Raw genomic sequence first — 15305 nt, 5'->3', positions numbered from 1 at the left:
CAGTCATGCCGGCAATAGAAGATACAGACGCGGATATTTCTGTCAGGGTTTGCTTAGTTCGATCCATTTCAGTAGCGGCGGCTTCAGCATCTTGTTCACCTTCACTTGCCAAGACTTTAGCGGCTTCAGCCTTCTGCTGTAGACCATTAATAATCACCTGAATCTGACCTGTAGACTCACGCGTGCGCAGTGCCAATTGTCGCACTTCATCCGCAACCACGGAAAATCCACGACCATGGTCACCAGCACGCGCCGCCTCAATCGCCGCATTCAGTGCCAAAAGATTGGTCTGTTCAGCAATTTTCTCAATCAGATCTGTTGTACCGGCGATTTGCCGGGAGGCTTCCGACAAGGCCGTCACGGCCCCTGTAATCTCATGTACTTTTCGCTGCAATTGCACCACCGAGGCTTGGGTACCTTCAGCCACTTGCTGACCTTGCTTGGCCATCTGATCGACATGATCGGCTTGCGTGGCCGTTTCCTGCACGTGACCGGAAACCTCGGCAATAGTAGCAGCCATTTCATGCATAGCCGTTGCAACCTGCTCAGTTTCGGTGTGCTGATCCCTGACACCTTGCGTTGCCTGAGTAGACAGCACATGCGCTTCTGACGCCTGTACAGCCACATCCTGAGCACCATGCTCTAAACGGGTAATCACCGTATTAAGATGAGCTGCATCACTGATAATGGACATTTTTAGCTGGCCATACAAACCCGAATCGTCTGTATAGCTCAACATTGCCGCTTCATCCCTGAATGCATGCGGCATTAACGCCAACAGGTTTTTCATATCCCGGCGCGTATTAAACCAGATACCCGCATAACCCAGCAGTGCACCCAGTAGAGCAGACAGCCAAAGCTGACCTATTCCTGTAGCCTGTAACACTGCACCCAACACGGCAGCCGCTGCGACAGAACCCAGCAGAATACTGATTTCCCGTTTACGTATGCGCCGATACTTCGGCACACCTTTACCCGCCTTGAGGCGTGCATAGAGCTTTTCGGCACGCACCACATCATCCTGGTGGGGTTTACGCCGAACAGATTCAAATCCGGTTATTTTACCCTCATTGAGTATGGGCGTTATGTAGGCATCTACCCAGTAATAATCACCATTTTTACAACGGTTTTTTACCACACCCATCCAGGGCTTACCACGACGAATAAAATCCCAAAGCCCCTTGAAAGCCTCTGCAGGCATTTCAGGATGGCGTACAATATTATGTGGCTTACCGATCAACTCTTCACGTGAGAACCCACTAATGGCAACAAAATTATCATTGCAGTCACAGATGGTCCCTTCAATATCAGTTGAAGAAATGAGTTGCTGATCTTCGGGAAAGGTACGTTCATTCCCGCCACTCGCAGCGAATTTATTCATGAAGTGCGTTCCGTTGCAAAGGGAGTTATTTGAAACAAATCCCTTCAAGACAAAGTGTTATTTTAAAATTAGATCAAAACAGAGAATATGCAAACCATCCGAAATATTCAATTTATCTTATATAATAAATTAACAGGGGGCTACCTGATGGTAACCCCCTGGGTGGATGCTCAGTGTCAGGATTGAGGATTAAGCTGCAATACGCTCAACGTACGCTGCCGCACACTTTTCAGTAATTCAGTGTTATCGATCAACGATTCACCGTAAGAAGGGATCATCTCTTTCAACTTGGCCTGCCACTCTGGTGTTTTCAGCTTTTCACCGAAACTGCGTTCCAGAATAGTCAGCATAGCTTGAACGGCGGTAGAAGCACCCGGTGATGCTCCCAGCAGGCAGTCATGCTGCCGTCAGCCGACACGATAACTTCTGTGCCAAACTCAAGCTTTCCGCCACCGGCAGGATCTTTCTTTATAATCTGTACCCGCTGCCCGGCAATCGACAACTCCCAGTCATCCGCACTGACATCAGGAAAGAAGTTTTTCAGCGCTTTCACCCGTGATTCGTGCGACTGCAACGACTCACTGATCAGATAGCGCGTCAGGTCCATATTTTTCATGCCGACCGACATAATCGGGCCGATATTACTGAATTTGATCGACTTGATCAGGTCGGTATAAGAACCATATTTTAAAAACTTAGTTGTAAAGCCGGCAAAAGGTCCGAACAAAAGAGATTTTTTACCGTTCATGATCCGGGTATCCAGATGCGGAACCGACATAGGTGGTGCCCCTAGTGGAGCCTTTCCGTACACTTTGGCATGATGCTGTTCAACAATTTCAGGCTTGGTACACACCAGCCACTGGCCACTTACAGGGAAGCCACCATAACCATGGCCTTCTGCAATGCCTGTTTTTTGTAGCAGTGGCAAAGCACCCCCACCGGCACCTAAAAATACAAAGTTTGCCGTAATGGGTGTGATATGCCCATCGGCTTTGTTCTGTACCTGCACCAACCAGCGCCCATCGGGTTGTTTACTCAGAGAATTAACGTTGTGAGCAACCAGCAGATCAAAGTCTGGCTGATGCCCCAGAAAATCAACCATTAAACGGCTAAGGTCACCAAAATTAACGTCTGTACCATAGGGGACACGGGTAGCTGCCACCGGCTGACCGGCTTTACGATTTTGCATAACCAACGGCATCCAGCCAGTAATAACAGCCGGGTCTTCACTGTATTCCATGTCTGCGAACATCGGATGAGCTGATAGCAATTGATGACGCTGACGCAGAAAGGCGACATTGTCTTCACCCCATACAAAGCTGCAATGAGGGGCAGTATTAATAAACTGGCTCGGATCAGGTAGCGCCTTTTGCTCAACCAGATAGGACCAGAACTGCAAACTTTGCTCAAACGCGGCATTAATATTAAACGCTTGGTAGTGTCCAGGGAGCCGTCCGGCTTTTTGGGTGTATAGTTGAGTTCACAATACGCCGCGTGGCCGGTACCCGCATTGTTCCAGCCATCAGTGCTTTCCTGAGCAACATGATCCAGACGCTCAACCATTATAATTTTGATAGACGGATCCAACTGCTTAAGCATCACACCCAGAGTGGCGCTCATGGCACCTGCCCCGACAAGCAAAACATCTGCTGTTCTTGCGGTCATTTTGATCCTCACCCTTTCCCAATAAGATAGTTGGAATTATAAAGCCTCCAGCAACACAAACCATTCACCTATGGTGGAATATGTCGACAATATTACTTCATAGTGCTTTTGGTTATCATACGGGAAAACAGCCATCGCTGCATTGCGGAAACTCTTTTTAGCCGCTCCATCGGTACAAAAAAAACGGGCAGCTCACCAATAACCACCCGTTTAATAAGCGATTTCAATTACCATCCAAGCCTGGGATGTTTACTCTTCGGATGTCACCTGAATACGCTTCGGTTGCACCGCTTCACGTTTAGGAATCGTGATCTCCAACACCCCGTGTTTACATTTCGCGCAAATCGCTTCACCATTTGCTGAATCAGGTAAACTGAAACGCCTATGAAACGAGCCAGGGCGGGAGAAGTCGCTTTCAAGAGGACTGAAAGCGATTTTTTTCAATGCATTCGAAAATAATTACTACTGGGCACCGGGTGGTAAAACCACCCACTCGGCCTCACCAAACTCACCGATCGGGCGAATCTCGCAGAAAGGAGCTGCACTACGGATGATGGCTGCAATGTCTGGGCTATGCTTGAGCTCCATGGCATCGCGCTCGGATTTACTGTCCCACTCGGCAATGGCGATTAATACCGAAGGATCATCCAGCTTGCGGTGCAGGCGCGTACCACGCGCTCCGGGTGCCTGCTGAATCAACTCACTGGCTCGCACCCAGGCATCAGCGTAATCTTCGGCGGTGTAACCAGATTTAATGTGTACTTCAAACAAATACAGCATCAGAGCTCCGTGTTTAGAGTTTACATAGATAACTAGCATTAGCGGGAGCCAGTTTATAACGGTTGAAGGCGGTTTTTTAACACATCAATCAATCCGTCTGACGCTACCTCTATCAGATCAACCACTTCATGAAAACCGGCATCACCCTGAGTGTAATAAGGATCAGGCACCCCACGCTGCTCACCTGGAAAAGCATAATCCAGAAATAGTCTAAGCACACCCTTATAGTGGGCCGGCTCCAGCACCCGCAAGTCTGTCAGATTATCCGCATCCATCGCCAATACATAATCAAACTGATCAAAATCCTCCCGCGTGGCCTGCCGTGCCCGCAGTTGACTGAGATCATAGCCACGCTGTGCAGCCACTTGCTGACTACGCCGGTCGGGTGCTTTGCCGACATGCCAGGCTGTGGTACCTGCTGAATCCACTCTGACTTGCTTATGCAGGCCAGCGGCAACCAACCTGGCCTCAAAAACTCCCTGAGCAGTGGGCGAACGGCAAATATTCCCCAGACAGACAAACAAAACCGATATTTTTTCCATTTGCATCAACACCTTATTATGCTTCCAAGCACCTAAACAGGACAGAAAACAGATATTTACAGGTCATTATAAATCAAAACCTTATAAAAATGTTTTAGCAAGGTGGCCAGATTAAACCTTAAAAGTACCTAGCACACGCTTCAATTGCTCTGTCATTGCAGCCATCTCCTTGCTTGCAGCCACCACCTGATCGGCGCCCTGCGCCGTCTGCTCACTCACTCCACTGATTGTCAGGATGTTGTTGTCAATCGTGCTGGCAACACCTGCCTGTTCACCGGAGGCACTGGAAATCTGTTCATTCATCTCTACTATCGTATGCACAGACGAAGCAATACTCTGCAACGCCGCCCCAACCTTGCCGGACTCCTCCACCGTACCTCTTGCCAGTTGCTGACTGCTCTGCATCACCTGAACGGACTCACTAACACCCTGATGCAGTCCCGCGACCATTTTATCGATATCTTCAGCCGACTGGTGAGTACGCTGAGCCAGGACTCGCACCTCATCGGCCACTACCGCAAACCCTCTGCCATGATCACCGGCTCGGGCCGCTTCAATCGCCGCATTAAGCGCCAACAGGTTGGTTTGCTCAGCCACCCCCTTGATCACCTCAAGTACTTGGGTGATCTGATGGCTATCCGCTTCCAGGCTATTGATCGCAGCAACCGACTTTTCTATCTCTTCAGCCAGCGCTTCAATACCCGTCAGCACCTGACTAACCTGCTGATGTCCCTGGTGCGTATGCTCATCGGCCTGAACGGCAGCGGCCAGCGCCTCTGTACCGAAGCGTGAGACCTCCGCCACAGACAAGGTCATCTGATTCATCGCTACGGCTACCTGCTCAGTCTCATCACGCTGCCCCTGAATCGCGGCACGGCTTTCAATAGAGATATCTTCCACCTGTCCCGCTTTTTCAAATACCTGCTGTGCCGTTGTATGAACTTCGGTAATCAGATTATGCACCCGTTCGGTCATACGATTAAACTCCAGCGTAAGTGCTGACATTTCATCACGTGTTTCGGATTTAACCCGCACAGTCATATCACCTTCAGCAATACAGCGACTGGCGTGCCAGATACGATTAATCGAAGTCTGAACTGACAGGTAAAAACCTGAATACAGGTAGGTTATCAACAACAGCACAAAAATCAGGGCTGCAAGCAACAGGTATAGCTGTCGATTGTCAGCAACCAGGCGCTGCTCAAGCAGGTTATCAACTTGTGGAAGCAGCGCTTGGCTCAGTTGGTGCAGGGCATCGATATCATGACTGGTGCTGCTGAAATACTGCATCCAGGGCAGCTCCAGCGACATCGACATAATCACCTCTTCATCCATCCTGTCGCGTACATCCAACAAGGAATCACCTGCACTGACCGCTAACGGCTCAAGCTCAGGTGCGTGAGCATAAACAGGTTCTACTGCCTGAGTCATCACTTGTTGCAGATTATGCTGGGCATCGTTCAGACCATCAAAAATCAGATTAAGACGATCACTGAGGCTGGACTCCATAAAATCGCCATTCAGAGCATACACCCCTAAGCTGCGACTTCTTCCCATCAACTCCAGTCCCGGTGACAGCTCCCGCACTACCAGATCAACCAGGTTCAGCACGACTTCACTGCGGTCCTTGGTCAAACCACTCACCTGAGCTATGGAGCGCTGCAGGCGCAACAGGTCACTGACAAAGTCATGATACACATTAAATTGGGCATCAATCGCACCCTGATTACTGGCGCCCTCACTGCTCAATCTTTGCCAGTGCCGAGCCACCGTATCAAGATTAGTGTGTATCTGCTCCTGAGCAATTAAAGGGGATGTAGAAGACTGCAGGGCGTGCAGATGCTCAACCACATCGGCACGCTGGCGCTCGATCTGCGTGCCAAGATCTGCCACTTGACGATAGTGTTCAACCGCGCGCAGATCCCGGTAACGTTCGGCAGACTGAATCAGTCGGGAAGTCTGCTGCAAGAGTACAACGCCCTCCCTTTCCAGGGCAGTGACAGCTATACCCTGATAAGCCTGACTAATCAGAATATAACTCATGACCGATAATGGCAGCAGAAACAGCAGACTGATCAAGCCGAACTTATAGATGTATCTGAGCTGGTTCATTAAATAAACAGCAGGGTATAAAAAGCTTTTCACGGCAAGCTCCAAACGCGGCTCACTGGCATAACCCAAGGTGAAACAACGTTTTTTTTATTATTGTGGTGTGCACGATCTATTTGAAAGAAGGGATAGAAAACCAACATCCAGCTCCAGCGATCATTACACTGATGAATAGCAGGGATGTTAGCGAACCCAGGTCTGGTGAGCTATGACGGAAAAGGTCAGTGATTGATATCGACTGACGTTAAGTGTCAGTCGCACTTCGGGATATTGTTTTAATGAACAAGGAGGACAGCCTTCTGATTTTTACACTGGGCAGATCCACTGCTCAACACCGAAAGCCGCCGCGTTAGAAGGTGTGACTGACTCTTCCTGTGGATCATTAAGTAATCCGTTGGCGAGTTTACGTATTAAGATACTTTTCAGTAGCATGCAGTTGTTGACCCCATGAGCTTTCCCTTATACTCGACTTAATATTTACCCCATAATTCAATAAAAAAAAACGGGAACTCCATGAGCCTGAATATCACTCAGCGCATCACCCTCAGTTTTGCAACCCTTGTGCTTTTTATCATTGTCGTCAGCCTAGGTGGCCAATACGGCAACCGCAGTATTTCAGGTAGCCTCGAAAACGTGATGGATGAATCCATCCCAGCTCTCGATGGCAGCTACAGACAGATGGTACGCCTGCAAAGTGCCATCCAGACACTGTATGAGGGATTATCAGCCAGTGAAGAAGAACTGCTCGAACAGCACCGCCGTAATCTGACACAGCAGATGAGCACACTTCGTCAGTCACTCGGAGAACTCCAAACCCAGTTTAAGCAGGCACCGGAACTCGCCGAACTGGCTCGACAGCTAAACGAATACAGTAATCAGCTCGGACAGATTGCCCAAGCTATTCTGACCAATCGACAGAGTCAGATCATAATGGAAGAGCAATCCAGGCGCGCAGTGCTTAACTTTCTGATACGGGGTGATGCTCTGGCAAACTGGACGCGAGTCTATTCCTCCCGTGTATCGGATAACGACAACGTGATCGCCGTGCGTAACCTCAACCGTGCCATGAACACTCCCCGCTTTCAATACTTCAACTACATGCGTTCAGCCGATATCGAGCGTTTTCGTGCCGACTTTGCCAATAACAGCAATGAACTGCGAAAAGCCTATGACGACTTCCTGAAAGTGGATCAGGCCGCGGCAGGAGCCGAACTGCTAATCAACGAGATCATCACCACACTCTATGATGAAGAAGAGGGTATGGTGCGGCTGCTTAGCGAAATGTACAACCTGAATTTGGAGATAGCGGAGCAGCTCAGCGAAGTCTCTGCTCTGGTTCAGCGTTCACAGGTAACGGCCAATCAACTGATACAGGCAGCTAACAATGAGGCTGAAGCAGCGCGGATTCAGGCCAATGATGCCGCCAGTGTCAGTACGCTGGTGATATTTTCTCTGTCAGCGGCTACCGTACTCTTTGCAATCATCGTCGCCTTCTTTACCATATCAGCTATTCGCCAGCCGCTGTCCAGGTTCCGCAAAGCCCTGCTGGAGGTCCGCAATGGTAACCTGCGTGTAACCTTTGATCAGTCACGTAAGGATGAGTTTGGTGATCTGGCAGAGTCTCTGAATGCGGTGATCAGCAGCCTGAAAGAAGTGCTGGGTCAGATTGCAGAAGGCTCAGTTCGTCTTTCCGAAATGGCCACTCAGAACTCCGCTATCAGCATGCAGACCACCCGTGCCATGCAGGAACAGAGCCAACAACTGGAGATGACCGCTTCTGCGGCCACCGAGATCTCCAGCAGCATCACCGAAGTAGCCAACCACAGTCATACGACACTCGATGCAGTAGGGCAGTGTGAAGAGCTCAGTGTGAATGTTACCCGTAATGTCGAGGAAACGCTGCAGAGCATCGAGCGCCAGGCCAAAGAGATCACTGAAGCCGTTACTGTCAGTACAGAGCTGGCCAAGGCCGGAAATAATGTGGAGTCGATTCTGTCGACTATTCACGCCATTGCTGAGCAGACTAATCTTCTTGCCCTCAACGCAGCGATAGAGGCGGCCCGCGCAGGTGAACAAGGCAGAGGATTTGCAGTGGTGGCCGATGAGGTACGAGATCTTGCTAATCGCACCCAGAATTCTACCGGACGAATCCAGGAGATGGTTGAAAACATGCAGCAGCAGATCCAGCGCGTTGAGCAGGTGATGAAAGAGAGCTACGATCAGTCGCAGCAATGTGTCGGTCATGCCAGCATGTCCAAATCATCACTGGAGGAGATGAACAACTCCATCTCCCATATCCGCTCCCTGAACACTCAGATAGCAGAAGCTGCACAGCAGCAGACCTCTGCAGTGGATGAAGTCAGTATGACGTTGAACGGTATTAACAGTGCAGCAGCACAAACTGCCCAAGGCGCCGAACAGGCAGCATCCAGTAGCACTGATCTGCTGGATTATGCCAAGGAGCAGCAGGTCATTCTAAAGCGTTTTACCATCTGATATGACTATTAAGCTTACACCTTCGGCAGAACCCGTCATCTGCAAAGCTCCGAACAGCGCGAAGTGGTCAAGGCAACGGGCGCAGACTTTGAGCAAATGCGCTCTCCGACAATAAGAGGTACCTGTACCAGGTAATCGTAATATCGCTGATGATTAGTTCCCCGAATCGGGTGCACTTTCGCATGACCAAAAGCAATGACTGGAAATAATGCGAATAGCCGCTGAACTATGACTGTTTGCTTAGAGTATCCGCCACGACTTGCCATGCAGCCAGTTTTTCCTGAAAAGACAGGCTGGCATGTGCCGGGCTGGTAGAAGGTAAGCGCTGACAGTGCAAGGATTCCAAAGCTAAAGGCTTGAGCACATGCCGCCTGAAACTTTTCCAGGCTTTTTCACCATTACAAAACACATGATCTATGTGCGGATAGCGGATAAAAAAACGCTCAAAATCATTGGGCACTTCTGATGTCAGGCTAATGGCTGTATCCAGACTCCCCTGTCGCTGACAGGCCTGTAACACATCCCAGACAGCCACACCACGAGCCTGTAGTGCAGCCACTCGCTGCGCATAAGGCAAGGCCAAATCAAAGTCGAAGAATTTAGCCATGATCGGCCAGAAGGTATTACGGGGATGCGCATAATAAGCCTGGGCACGAATCGAAGCCTCACCTGGCATACTGCCCAGAATGAGAACCCGTGCCCCTTCAGCCACTAAGGGCGGAAACCCTTGAATAACGGGTAACTTATCCATTGGAATAGACGTTATCGACGCGCGGGTCGATGCCCTCGGGCCAGTTCGCCTGAACGCACACCATCACGATGACCGGTTGTTGGCTTACGCTTGGCACCCTGAGGCTTATGTCTGGGAGCAGCCTGGCTGCTATCCGGCAAAGGATGAACCGGTTCAAAACCGGCCACCAAACGACGTTCCAGCACTTTCTTGGTCAGGCGTTCAATGGAGCGCAAATGATCCAGCTCATCGGCACACACCAGTGACACAGCCTCACCGACTTTACCGGCACGCCCGGTACGACCGATACGATGCACATAATCTTCCGGCACATTAGGGAGGTCATAGTTGACCACATGCGGCAGATGATCAATATCCAGACCACGCGCGGCAATATCTGTTGCCACCAGTACCCGCACCTCACCGGCTTTAAAATCGGCCAGGGCTTTGGTACGCGCATTCTGGCTCTTGTTACCATGAATGGCGATTGCGGTAATATGATTAGATTCCAACTGCTTGGTCAGTTTATTCGCACCATGCTTGGTACGGGTAAACACCAGTACCTGCTGCCATTTGCCCTGATGAATCAGGTTACATAACAAAGCAGCTTTTTGGTTCTTATCCACCGGACTGATCCACTGCTCGACGCTAGGCGCTGCTGCATTGGACGGTGTCACCGACACTTCCTGGGGATCATTAAGCAAACCCTTGGCGAGTTTACGTATCTCTGTAGAAAAGGTTGCCGAGAACATCAGCGTCTGACGCTTGGCGGGTAAAATCGACATGATACGTTTGATATCATGGATAAAGCCCATGTCCAGCATGCGGTCGGCTTCATCCAGCACCAGCACTTCCAACTGATCAAAGCGCACGGCATTTTGCTTATACAAATCCATCAACCGGCCCGGCGTGGCGATCAATACATCCACACCCTTGCGCAGTTTCATCATCTGCGGATTGATTTTCACTCCACCAAACACCACAGCCGAACGCAATGGCAGATAACGGCCATAGGTACTCACGCTTTCAGCAACCTGGGCAGCCAATTCACGTGTCGGGGTTAAAATAAGGGTTCTTACCTGGTTGGCCGTTGCCGGTTTCCCCTGGCTTAAGCGTTCCAGAATCGGCAGAGTAAAGCCTGCGGTTTTTCCTGTACCCGTTTGCGCGGCAGCCATCAGGTCTTTGCCTGCTAACACCACCGGAATGGCCTGGCTCTGGATCGGGGAAGGTGTGTCGTAACCCTGTTCGGTTACTGCTTTCAGAATGGAGTCGGATAACCCCAGTGTGGCAAAACTCATTAAATCATCTCTTGGTTAAATCGCTGACTTCGCGCATCCAACCTCGAAAAAGAGCTGGCGGATTAAAAACACCGGAACAGGTTTCATCGTTGCGCTAACAGCAGTATGGCCATCTGGCCTGATGCAGGAAAGGGCCGTCGAAATTCCGGTCAAACACCCTGCCAACAAAAAAAAGCCGTCACGTTGGACGGCCTATGGGCGGCAGTTTATCGCATCAGGCCAGACAAAGCATCTTTTATACGAATATGTCGTGGGATTGTCGTGGGATTGGGGCTAATGGGATCGGAGTTTGACTGACTCGCCGTGAACCCATCCATGGCGCACAGGGTCAGCCAAATCCGATCCCATCAGCCCCCACCAACCTAGGTGCCAGCGTGAAGTTGGTTTGGCACCAGCAATCAAAAAGCAGCCAACCAAACCCCAACTCCCAGCATCAAACTACCCGCAATCCGGTTAAGCAGACGCACATTGTGAGCATGCTGCAAAAACAGACGTAAGGCCTTACCACCCCCCGCATAAATCAGCATACAAACCAGTTCCAGTAACACAATAATGCTTAACAGCAGGGAGAGCTGCGGCACCATCGGTTGGCTCTGATCAATAAAGGGCGGCAAGAGTGCCACGTGAAAAGCCCAACCTTTTGGGTTAGCTACAGCCGTTACAAATCCCTGCATAAATAACTGCCAGGCTGACACTGTCTGACGCACCGCCGCTGATTCCGGAATAGCCATGCGGCCACGTGACTGCCACATCTGCACACCCACATAGATCAGGTAGGCACCACCGACCCATTTAAACACCTGAAAGAAGCCCGGATAGGTCAACAGCACAGCTGCCACACCCAGAACGGCGAGCAAAGCGACCAGCGCAACACCGAGCATCTCACCCCACATCATCCACAGGGTGCGCTTGACACCCAGGTAATACCCAGGGTCATTGCCAGGGTCATGCACATACCAGGGGTTACCGAGACAAAGAAAAACGTTGGAATAAAAACAGACAACATGGCCAGGTTCATGAGTGGGTGCTCGCCGTACTTCAGCTAAAGAAAACAGTGTAAACCAAGCCTTGTGTCTACTGGGTTAAAATTTCGTCATGATGACAAATTGGCTGATAGCGGGGATGCATTGCCGAGGCTTCCCTTATACACTCAAAGCAGAACTCAGGAGGTCACGTGAAAATATTGTTTGTATCCCCCGATCCACGCCCCGAACGCTGGATCGCCCCCTTGCAGGCGGCCCTGCCCGACGCTGAACTCATCGTCTGGCAGGAAGATATGCCACCGCAGCAGGCGGACTTTGCATTGGTTTGGCAACCCCCGGCCGTGCTATTTGAAAAGGAACCCGGACTCAAAGCTATTTTCAACCTGGGGGCTGGTGTAGATGCCTTGCTTAAGCTTCCGGCCCTGCCGGATGCACTGCCCATCTACCGACTGGAAGATGCCGGTATGTCGGCGCAGATGGCTGAATACCTGGTTCACCAGATAGCCGAAATCACCCGTGCCATGCCGGTTTACCGCCAACAACAGCAAGAAACCCGTTGGAAAATGCAAGCGCCCTGCCGTCGCAAAGACTGGCCAATTGGTCTGCTAGGGCTGGGACAGATCGGCAATAAAGCGGCTCAGGTGCTGGCGTTGCTGGAATACCCGGTTGCCAGTTGGACCCGTCAGGCTAAAACACTGCCGGGTGTCGAAAGCTTCAGTGGTCAGGAAACACTGGCAAGCTTCCTTGGCAGAACCCGTATTCTGATCAACACCCTGCCGCTGACAGCGGAAACCCAGGGCATACTAAATAAGTCGCTGCTATCGCAGCTGCAACCGCAAAGTGTGCTCATTAACGTCGGCCGAGGACAACATCTGAATGAAGATGACCTGCTGGCAGCTTTGGATGAGGGTCAGATCCTGCAAGCAGTACTGGATGTGTTTGAGCAGGAACCCCTGCCGGAGACACACCCTTTCTGGTCGCACCCACAGATCACCCTGACACCACATATTTCAGCACCCACATTGCGTGAAGAGACTATCCGCCAGATAGTCGAGAAACTTCAGGCCTTGCAAGCGGGTGAAAATATCAGCGGACAGGTTGATCGCCAACGCGGGTATTAATGCGCTTACAAACCCATCAGGGCCTGATGCGTCAGGCCCTTTACACTTTCCGCAAAATCACTGAACCGACCGAATACCCCGCTCCGAACGAACAGAGCAGGCACAGATCACCGGCATTCAAACCATCACGAAAACGTTGAAACGCAATGATTGAAGCTGCCGAGCTGGTATTACCGAATTCATGCAGAATAGTTGGTGCTTCATGTGCTTCAGGATCACGCCCCAGCACTTTGCGCGCGATCAGGCTGTTCATATTGATATTCGCCTGGTGCAGCCACAAGCGGCGCAGCTCTGAAGCGGGCAAATTAAGCGAGCCCAAGTGATCAATAATCAGCTCAGCCACCATTGGCACCACATCTTTAAATACCTTGCGTCCCTGCTGAACAAAATAGGTATCGGCTGAGTCCAGATCACGGTCTTCACACTTGCTCAAAAAACCAAAATTATTACGGATATTATTGGAAAAGGAGGTTTTCAGCCGGGTACCCACAATGCTGAACTGATTCGCTGAACTGGCCAACTCAGCGGACTCAACAATCATCGCCGTACAAGCATCACCAAAAATAAAATGGCTGTCTCTGTCGCGGTAGTTCAGATGTGCCGAGCAGATCTCCGGATTGACCACCAGCACACGCGTAGCACTACCTGCCTGAATTGTATTGCTGGCCAACTGTAGCGCAAAAGTCGCGGATGAGCAGGCGACATTCATATCAAACGCAAAGCCACCGGCACCCAACGCCTGCTGCACTTCGATGGCCACCGCCGGATAGGCACGCTGCAGGTTGGAACAAGCCACAATCACACAATCCAGATCGGCACCGCTTAGTCCAGCCTCTTCCAGGGCCTGAGTGGCCGCCTGCAGCGCCATTTCAGCCTGCAGGCTTAAGCTGTCATTGTCACGTGGAGCAATAAAGGGTTTGAGGCGCTCAGGGTCAAGGATACCCTGTTTATCCATCACATGCCGGCTAAGAATACCGGAGGCTTTATCGATAAAAGCCGATGAAGAGGGTTGCAGCTCGGTCACTTCACCGATCGCTATACCAGCACTGTGGCGGGTATTGTAGTCGGCCACAAAGCAGTTAAAGGATTCAACGAGTTCGTCATTATTAATAACATCTGTTGGGGTATACAGCCAACGCCACTAATTACAGTATTCAAACGGGGCTACTCCAGTCTGGCTTGATCACGAGTCTTCATCCCGCCTGTTATTCTTATCAGATCAGGACGCTAAGGCATTGTCCTGCATGATAGAGGCTAAATCCAGTCTCGTAAGCCAAAGATCTAAGTTGTCGCTATGAGAGCAGGAAACTCAGGGTGATACCACTCAAGCAGCTCCAGGCTTGCGGCCAGGGGTTTGGCTATTGATCCTCCTTCAGGTAAGTTTTGGCTCAGTATCACCTTCAAATACATGCCTAAAATCCACTGTGCGCGTTTCCCAGAACGACAGGTTCAGGTGCATTTCAATGTCATTTAGATGGTGACTCATGCACTGCACCGCTTTGCCCGGATCACGCTCTTCGATCGCCTGGATAATGTCATTATGTTCATCGCAACCACATTGAAGGTCGTTATTTCTCTGATACAGGGAAATGATCAGTGAGCTACGGGTGATCAGGTCGTTTAGCATCTCTTCCAGCACCGGGTTGCCGGCCAGCCGCGCCAATAGCAGGTGGAACTGACCGGACTCGCGAATAATGGCTTCTCGCGGCCCACTGAGAATGACCGTTTGCTCCTTGTCGCGCTGTTTTTTCAACAGCGAGATGTCGAGTTTTCGCACTCTACCCACCAGAATCTCGATAACGCCACGTTCAATCACCGACCTTGCCGTAAACACAGCCCGTGCCTCTTCAACAGAAGGCTGGGCGATGCTGGCACCCCGGTTGGGCTCGATGCTAACAATGCGGCGTAGCGCCAGTCGCTGCAAAGCCGACCGAACATGGTTGCGGTTGGCCTTCAGGCTACTAACCAGTTGCGCTTCAACCAGCCGTGTACCAGGTGGCAGCCGCTGCTCAGCCACGGCCCGGGAAATGTTAGTAACAATGCGTTCGATCTCGGACGATTTATTAGTGGGTTTCATTTTGGCTCCGATATTATTAACAATCATTCGTTCTATAAAGCACCGAACCGGTGCAGCAACCCTACTAACGAGCCCAAAGTGAAGCGTTTTTTAAGCTAGTAACGATTGCAATATACATTCAAA

12 protein-coding genes and 2 pseudogenes are annotated in these 15305 nt (G+C 50.7%); 2 read left to right on the top strand and 12 right to left on the bottom strand.

Annotated elements, in window-relative coordinates; genetic code table 11:
- From LH51_RS10280 to LH51_RS23570, 7 genes and pseudogenes are all read right to left on the bottom strand, one after another.
- The coding region (locus LH51_RS10280) for a methyl-accepting chemotaxis protein (RefSeq protein ID WP_036522060.1) at nucleotides 1-1381 on the bottom strand (1381 nt) is incomplete at its 3' end.
- A 176-nt stretch (nucleotides 1382-1557) separates the two neighbouring features.
- A pseudogene (gene mqo / locus LH51_RS10275) lies at nucleotides 1558-3046 on the bottom strand (malate dehydrogenase (quinone)).
- Nucleotides 3047-3295: 249 nt separating this feature from the next.
- Nucleotides 3296-3490: an Hsp20 family protein gene (locus LH51_RS24755; RefSeq protein WP_081960772.1), complete on the bottom strand. Its 195-nt coding sequence runs from the start codon at nucleotides 3488-3490 to the stop codon at nucleotides 3296-3298.
- Between the two features lie 18 nt (nucleotides 3491-3508).
- On the bottom strand, nucleotides 3509-3826 hold the full coding sequence (locus LH51_RS10270; RefSeq protein WP_036522058.1) for an antibiotic biosynthesis monooxygenase family protein: 318 nt from the start codon (nucleotides 3824-3826) through the stop codon (nucleotides 3509-3511).
- A 53-nt stretch (nucleotides 3827-3879) separates the two neighbouring features.
- Entirely contained in the window at nucleotides 3880-4368 is a 489-nt protein-coding gene (locus LH51_RS10265; RefSeq protein WP_200881963.1) for a low molecular weight protein-tyrosine-phosphatase, read from the bottom strand.
- A 111-nt stretch (nucleotides 4369-4479) separates the two neighbouring features.
- A complete protein-coding gene (locus LH51_RS10260; protein WP_144244242.1) occupies nucleotides 4480-6513 on the bottom strand; it encodes a methyl-accepting chemotaxis protein in 2034 nt (677 codons plus the stop codon).
- A 270-nt stretch (nucleotides 6514-6783) separates the two neighbouring features.
- Complete coding sequence (locus LH51_RS23570) at nucleotides 6784-6909, bottom strand: hypothetical protein (RefSeq protein WP_268746558.1); 126 nt, start codon at nucleotides 6907-6909, stop codon at nucleotides 6784-6786.
- 81 nt (nucleotides 6910-6990) lie between these two features.
- Here LH51_RS23570 and LH51_RS19170 point away from each other — a divergent pair, with 81 nt between their 5' ends.
- On the top strand, nucleotides 6991-8973 hold the full coding sequence (locus LH51_RS19170) for a methyl-accepting chemotaxis protein (protein WP_052063649.1): 1983 nt from the start codon (nucleotides 6991-6993) through the stop codon (nucleotides 8971-8973).
- A 226-nt stretch (nucleotides 8974-9199) separates the two neighbouring features.
- Here the strand turns inward: LH51_RS19170 and LH51_RS10250 are convergent, their stop codons facing one another.
- The 3 genes and pseudogenes from LH51_RS10250 to LH51_RS10240 form a co-directional block, all read right to left on the bottom strand.
- Nucleotides 9200-9724, bottom strand: a complete 525-nt coding sequence (locus LH51_RS10250; RefSeq protein ID WP_036522056.1) for a DNA-deoxyinosine glycosylase — start codon at nucleotides 9722-9724, stop codon at nucleotides 9200-9202.
- 11 nt (nucleotides 9725-9735) lie between these two features.
- Complete coding sequence (locus LH51_RS10245) at nucleotides 9736-11001, bottom strand: DEAD/DEAH box helicase (protein WP_036522055.1); 1266 nt, start codon at nucleotides 10999-11001, stop codon at nucleotides 9736-9738.
- Nucleotides 11002-11399: 398 nt separating this feature from the next.
- Nucleotides 11400-12019: pseudogene (locus LH51_RS10240) on the bottom strand (LysE family translocator).
- A gap of 156 nt (nucleotides 12020-12175) precedes the next feature.
- Between LH51_RS10240 and LH51_RS10235 the strand changes: the two are divergent.
- Complete coding sequence (locus LH51_RS10235) at nucleotides 12176-13105, top strand: 2-hydroxyacid dehydrogenase (protein ID WP_036522054.1); 930 nt, start codon at nucleotides 12176-12178, stop codon at nucleotides 13103-13105.
- Between the two features lie 40 nt (nucleotides 13106-13145).
- Here the strand turns inward: LH51_RS10235 and LH51_RS10230 are convergent, their stop codons facing one another.
- Nucleotides 13146-14177: a beta-ketoacyl-ACP synthase III gene (locus LH51_RS10230; protein ID WP_327124755.1), complete on the bottom strand. Its 1032-nt coding sequence runs from the start codon at nucleotides 14175-14177 to the stop codon at nucleotides 13146-13148.
- 300 nt (nucleotides 14178-14477) lie between these two features.
- Nucleotides 14478-15182 carry a GntR family transcriptional regulator gene (locus LH51_RS10225; RefSeq protein WP_036522065.1) on the bottom strand — a complete coding sequence of 235 codons (705 nt, stop codon included), beginning with the start codon at nucleotides 15180-15182 and terminating at the stop codon, nucleotides 14478-14480.
- Between the last annotated feature and the right edge of the window lie 123 nt (nucleotides 15183-15305).

The sequence above is a fragment of the Nitrincola sp. A-D6 genome, assembly GCF_000764495.1.
Lineage (GTDB): Bacteria > Pseudomonadota > Gammaproteobacteria > Pseudomonadales > Balneatricaceae > Nitrincola.
The sequence above is the reverse complement of the archived record's forward strand: the minus strand, read 5'-3'. Positions and strand labels throughout refer to the sequence as shown.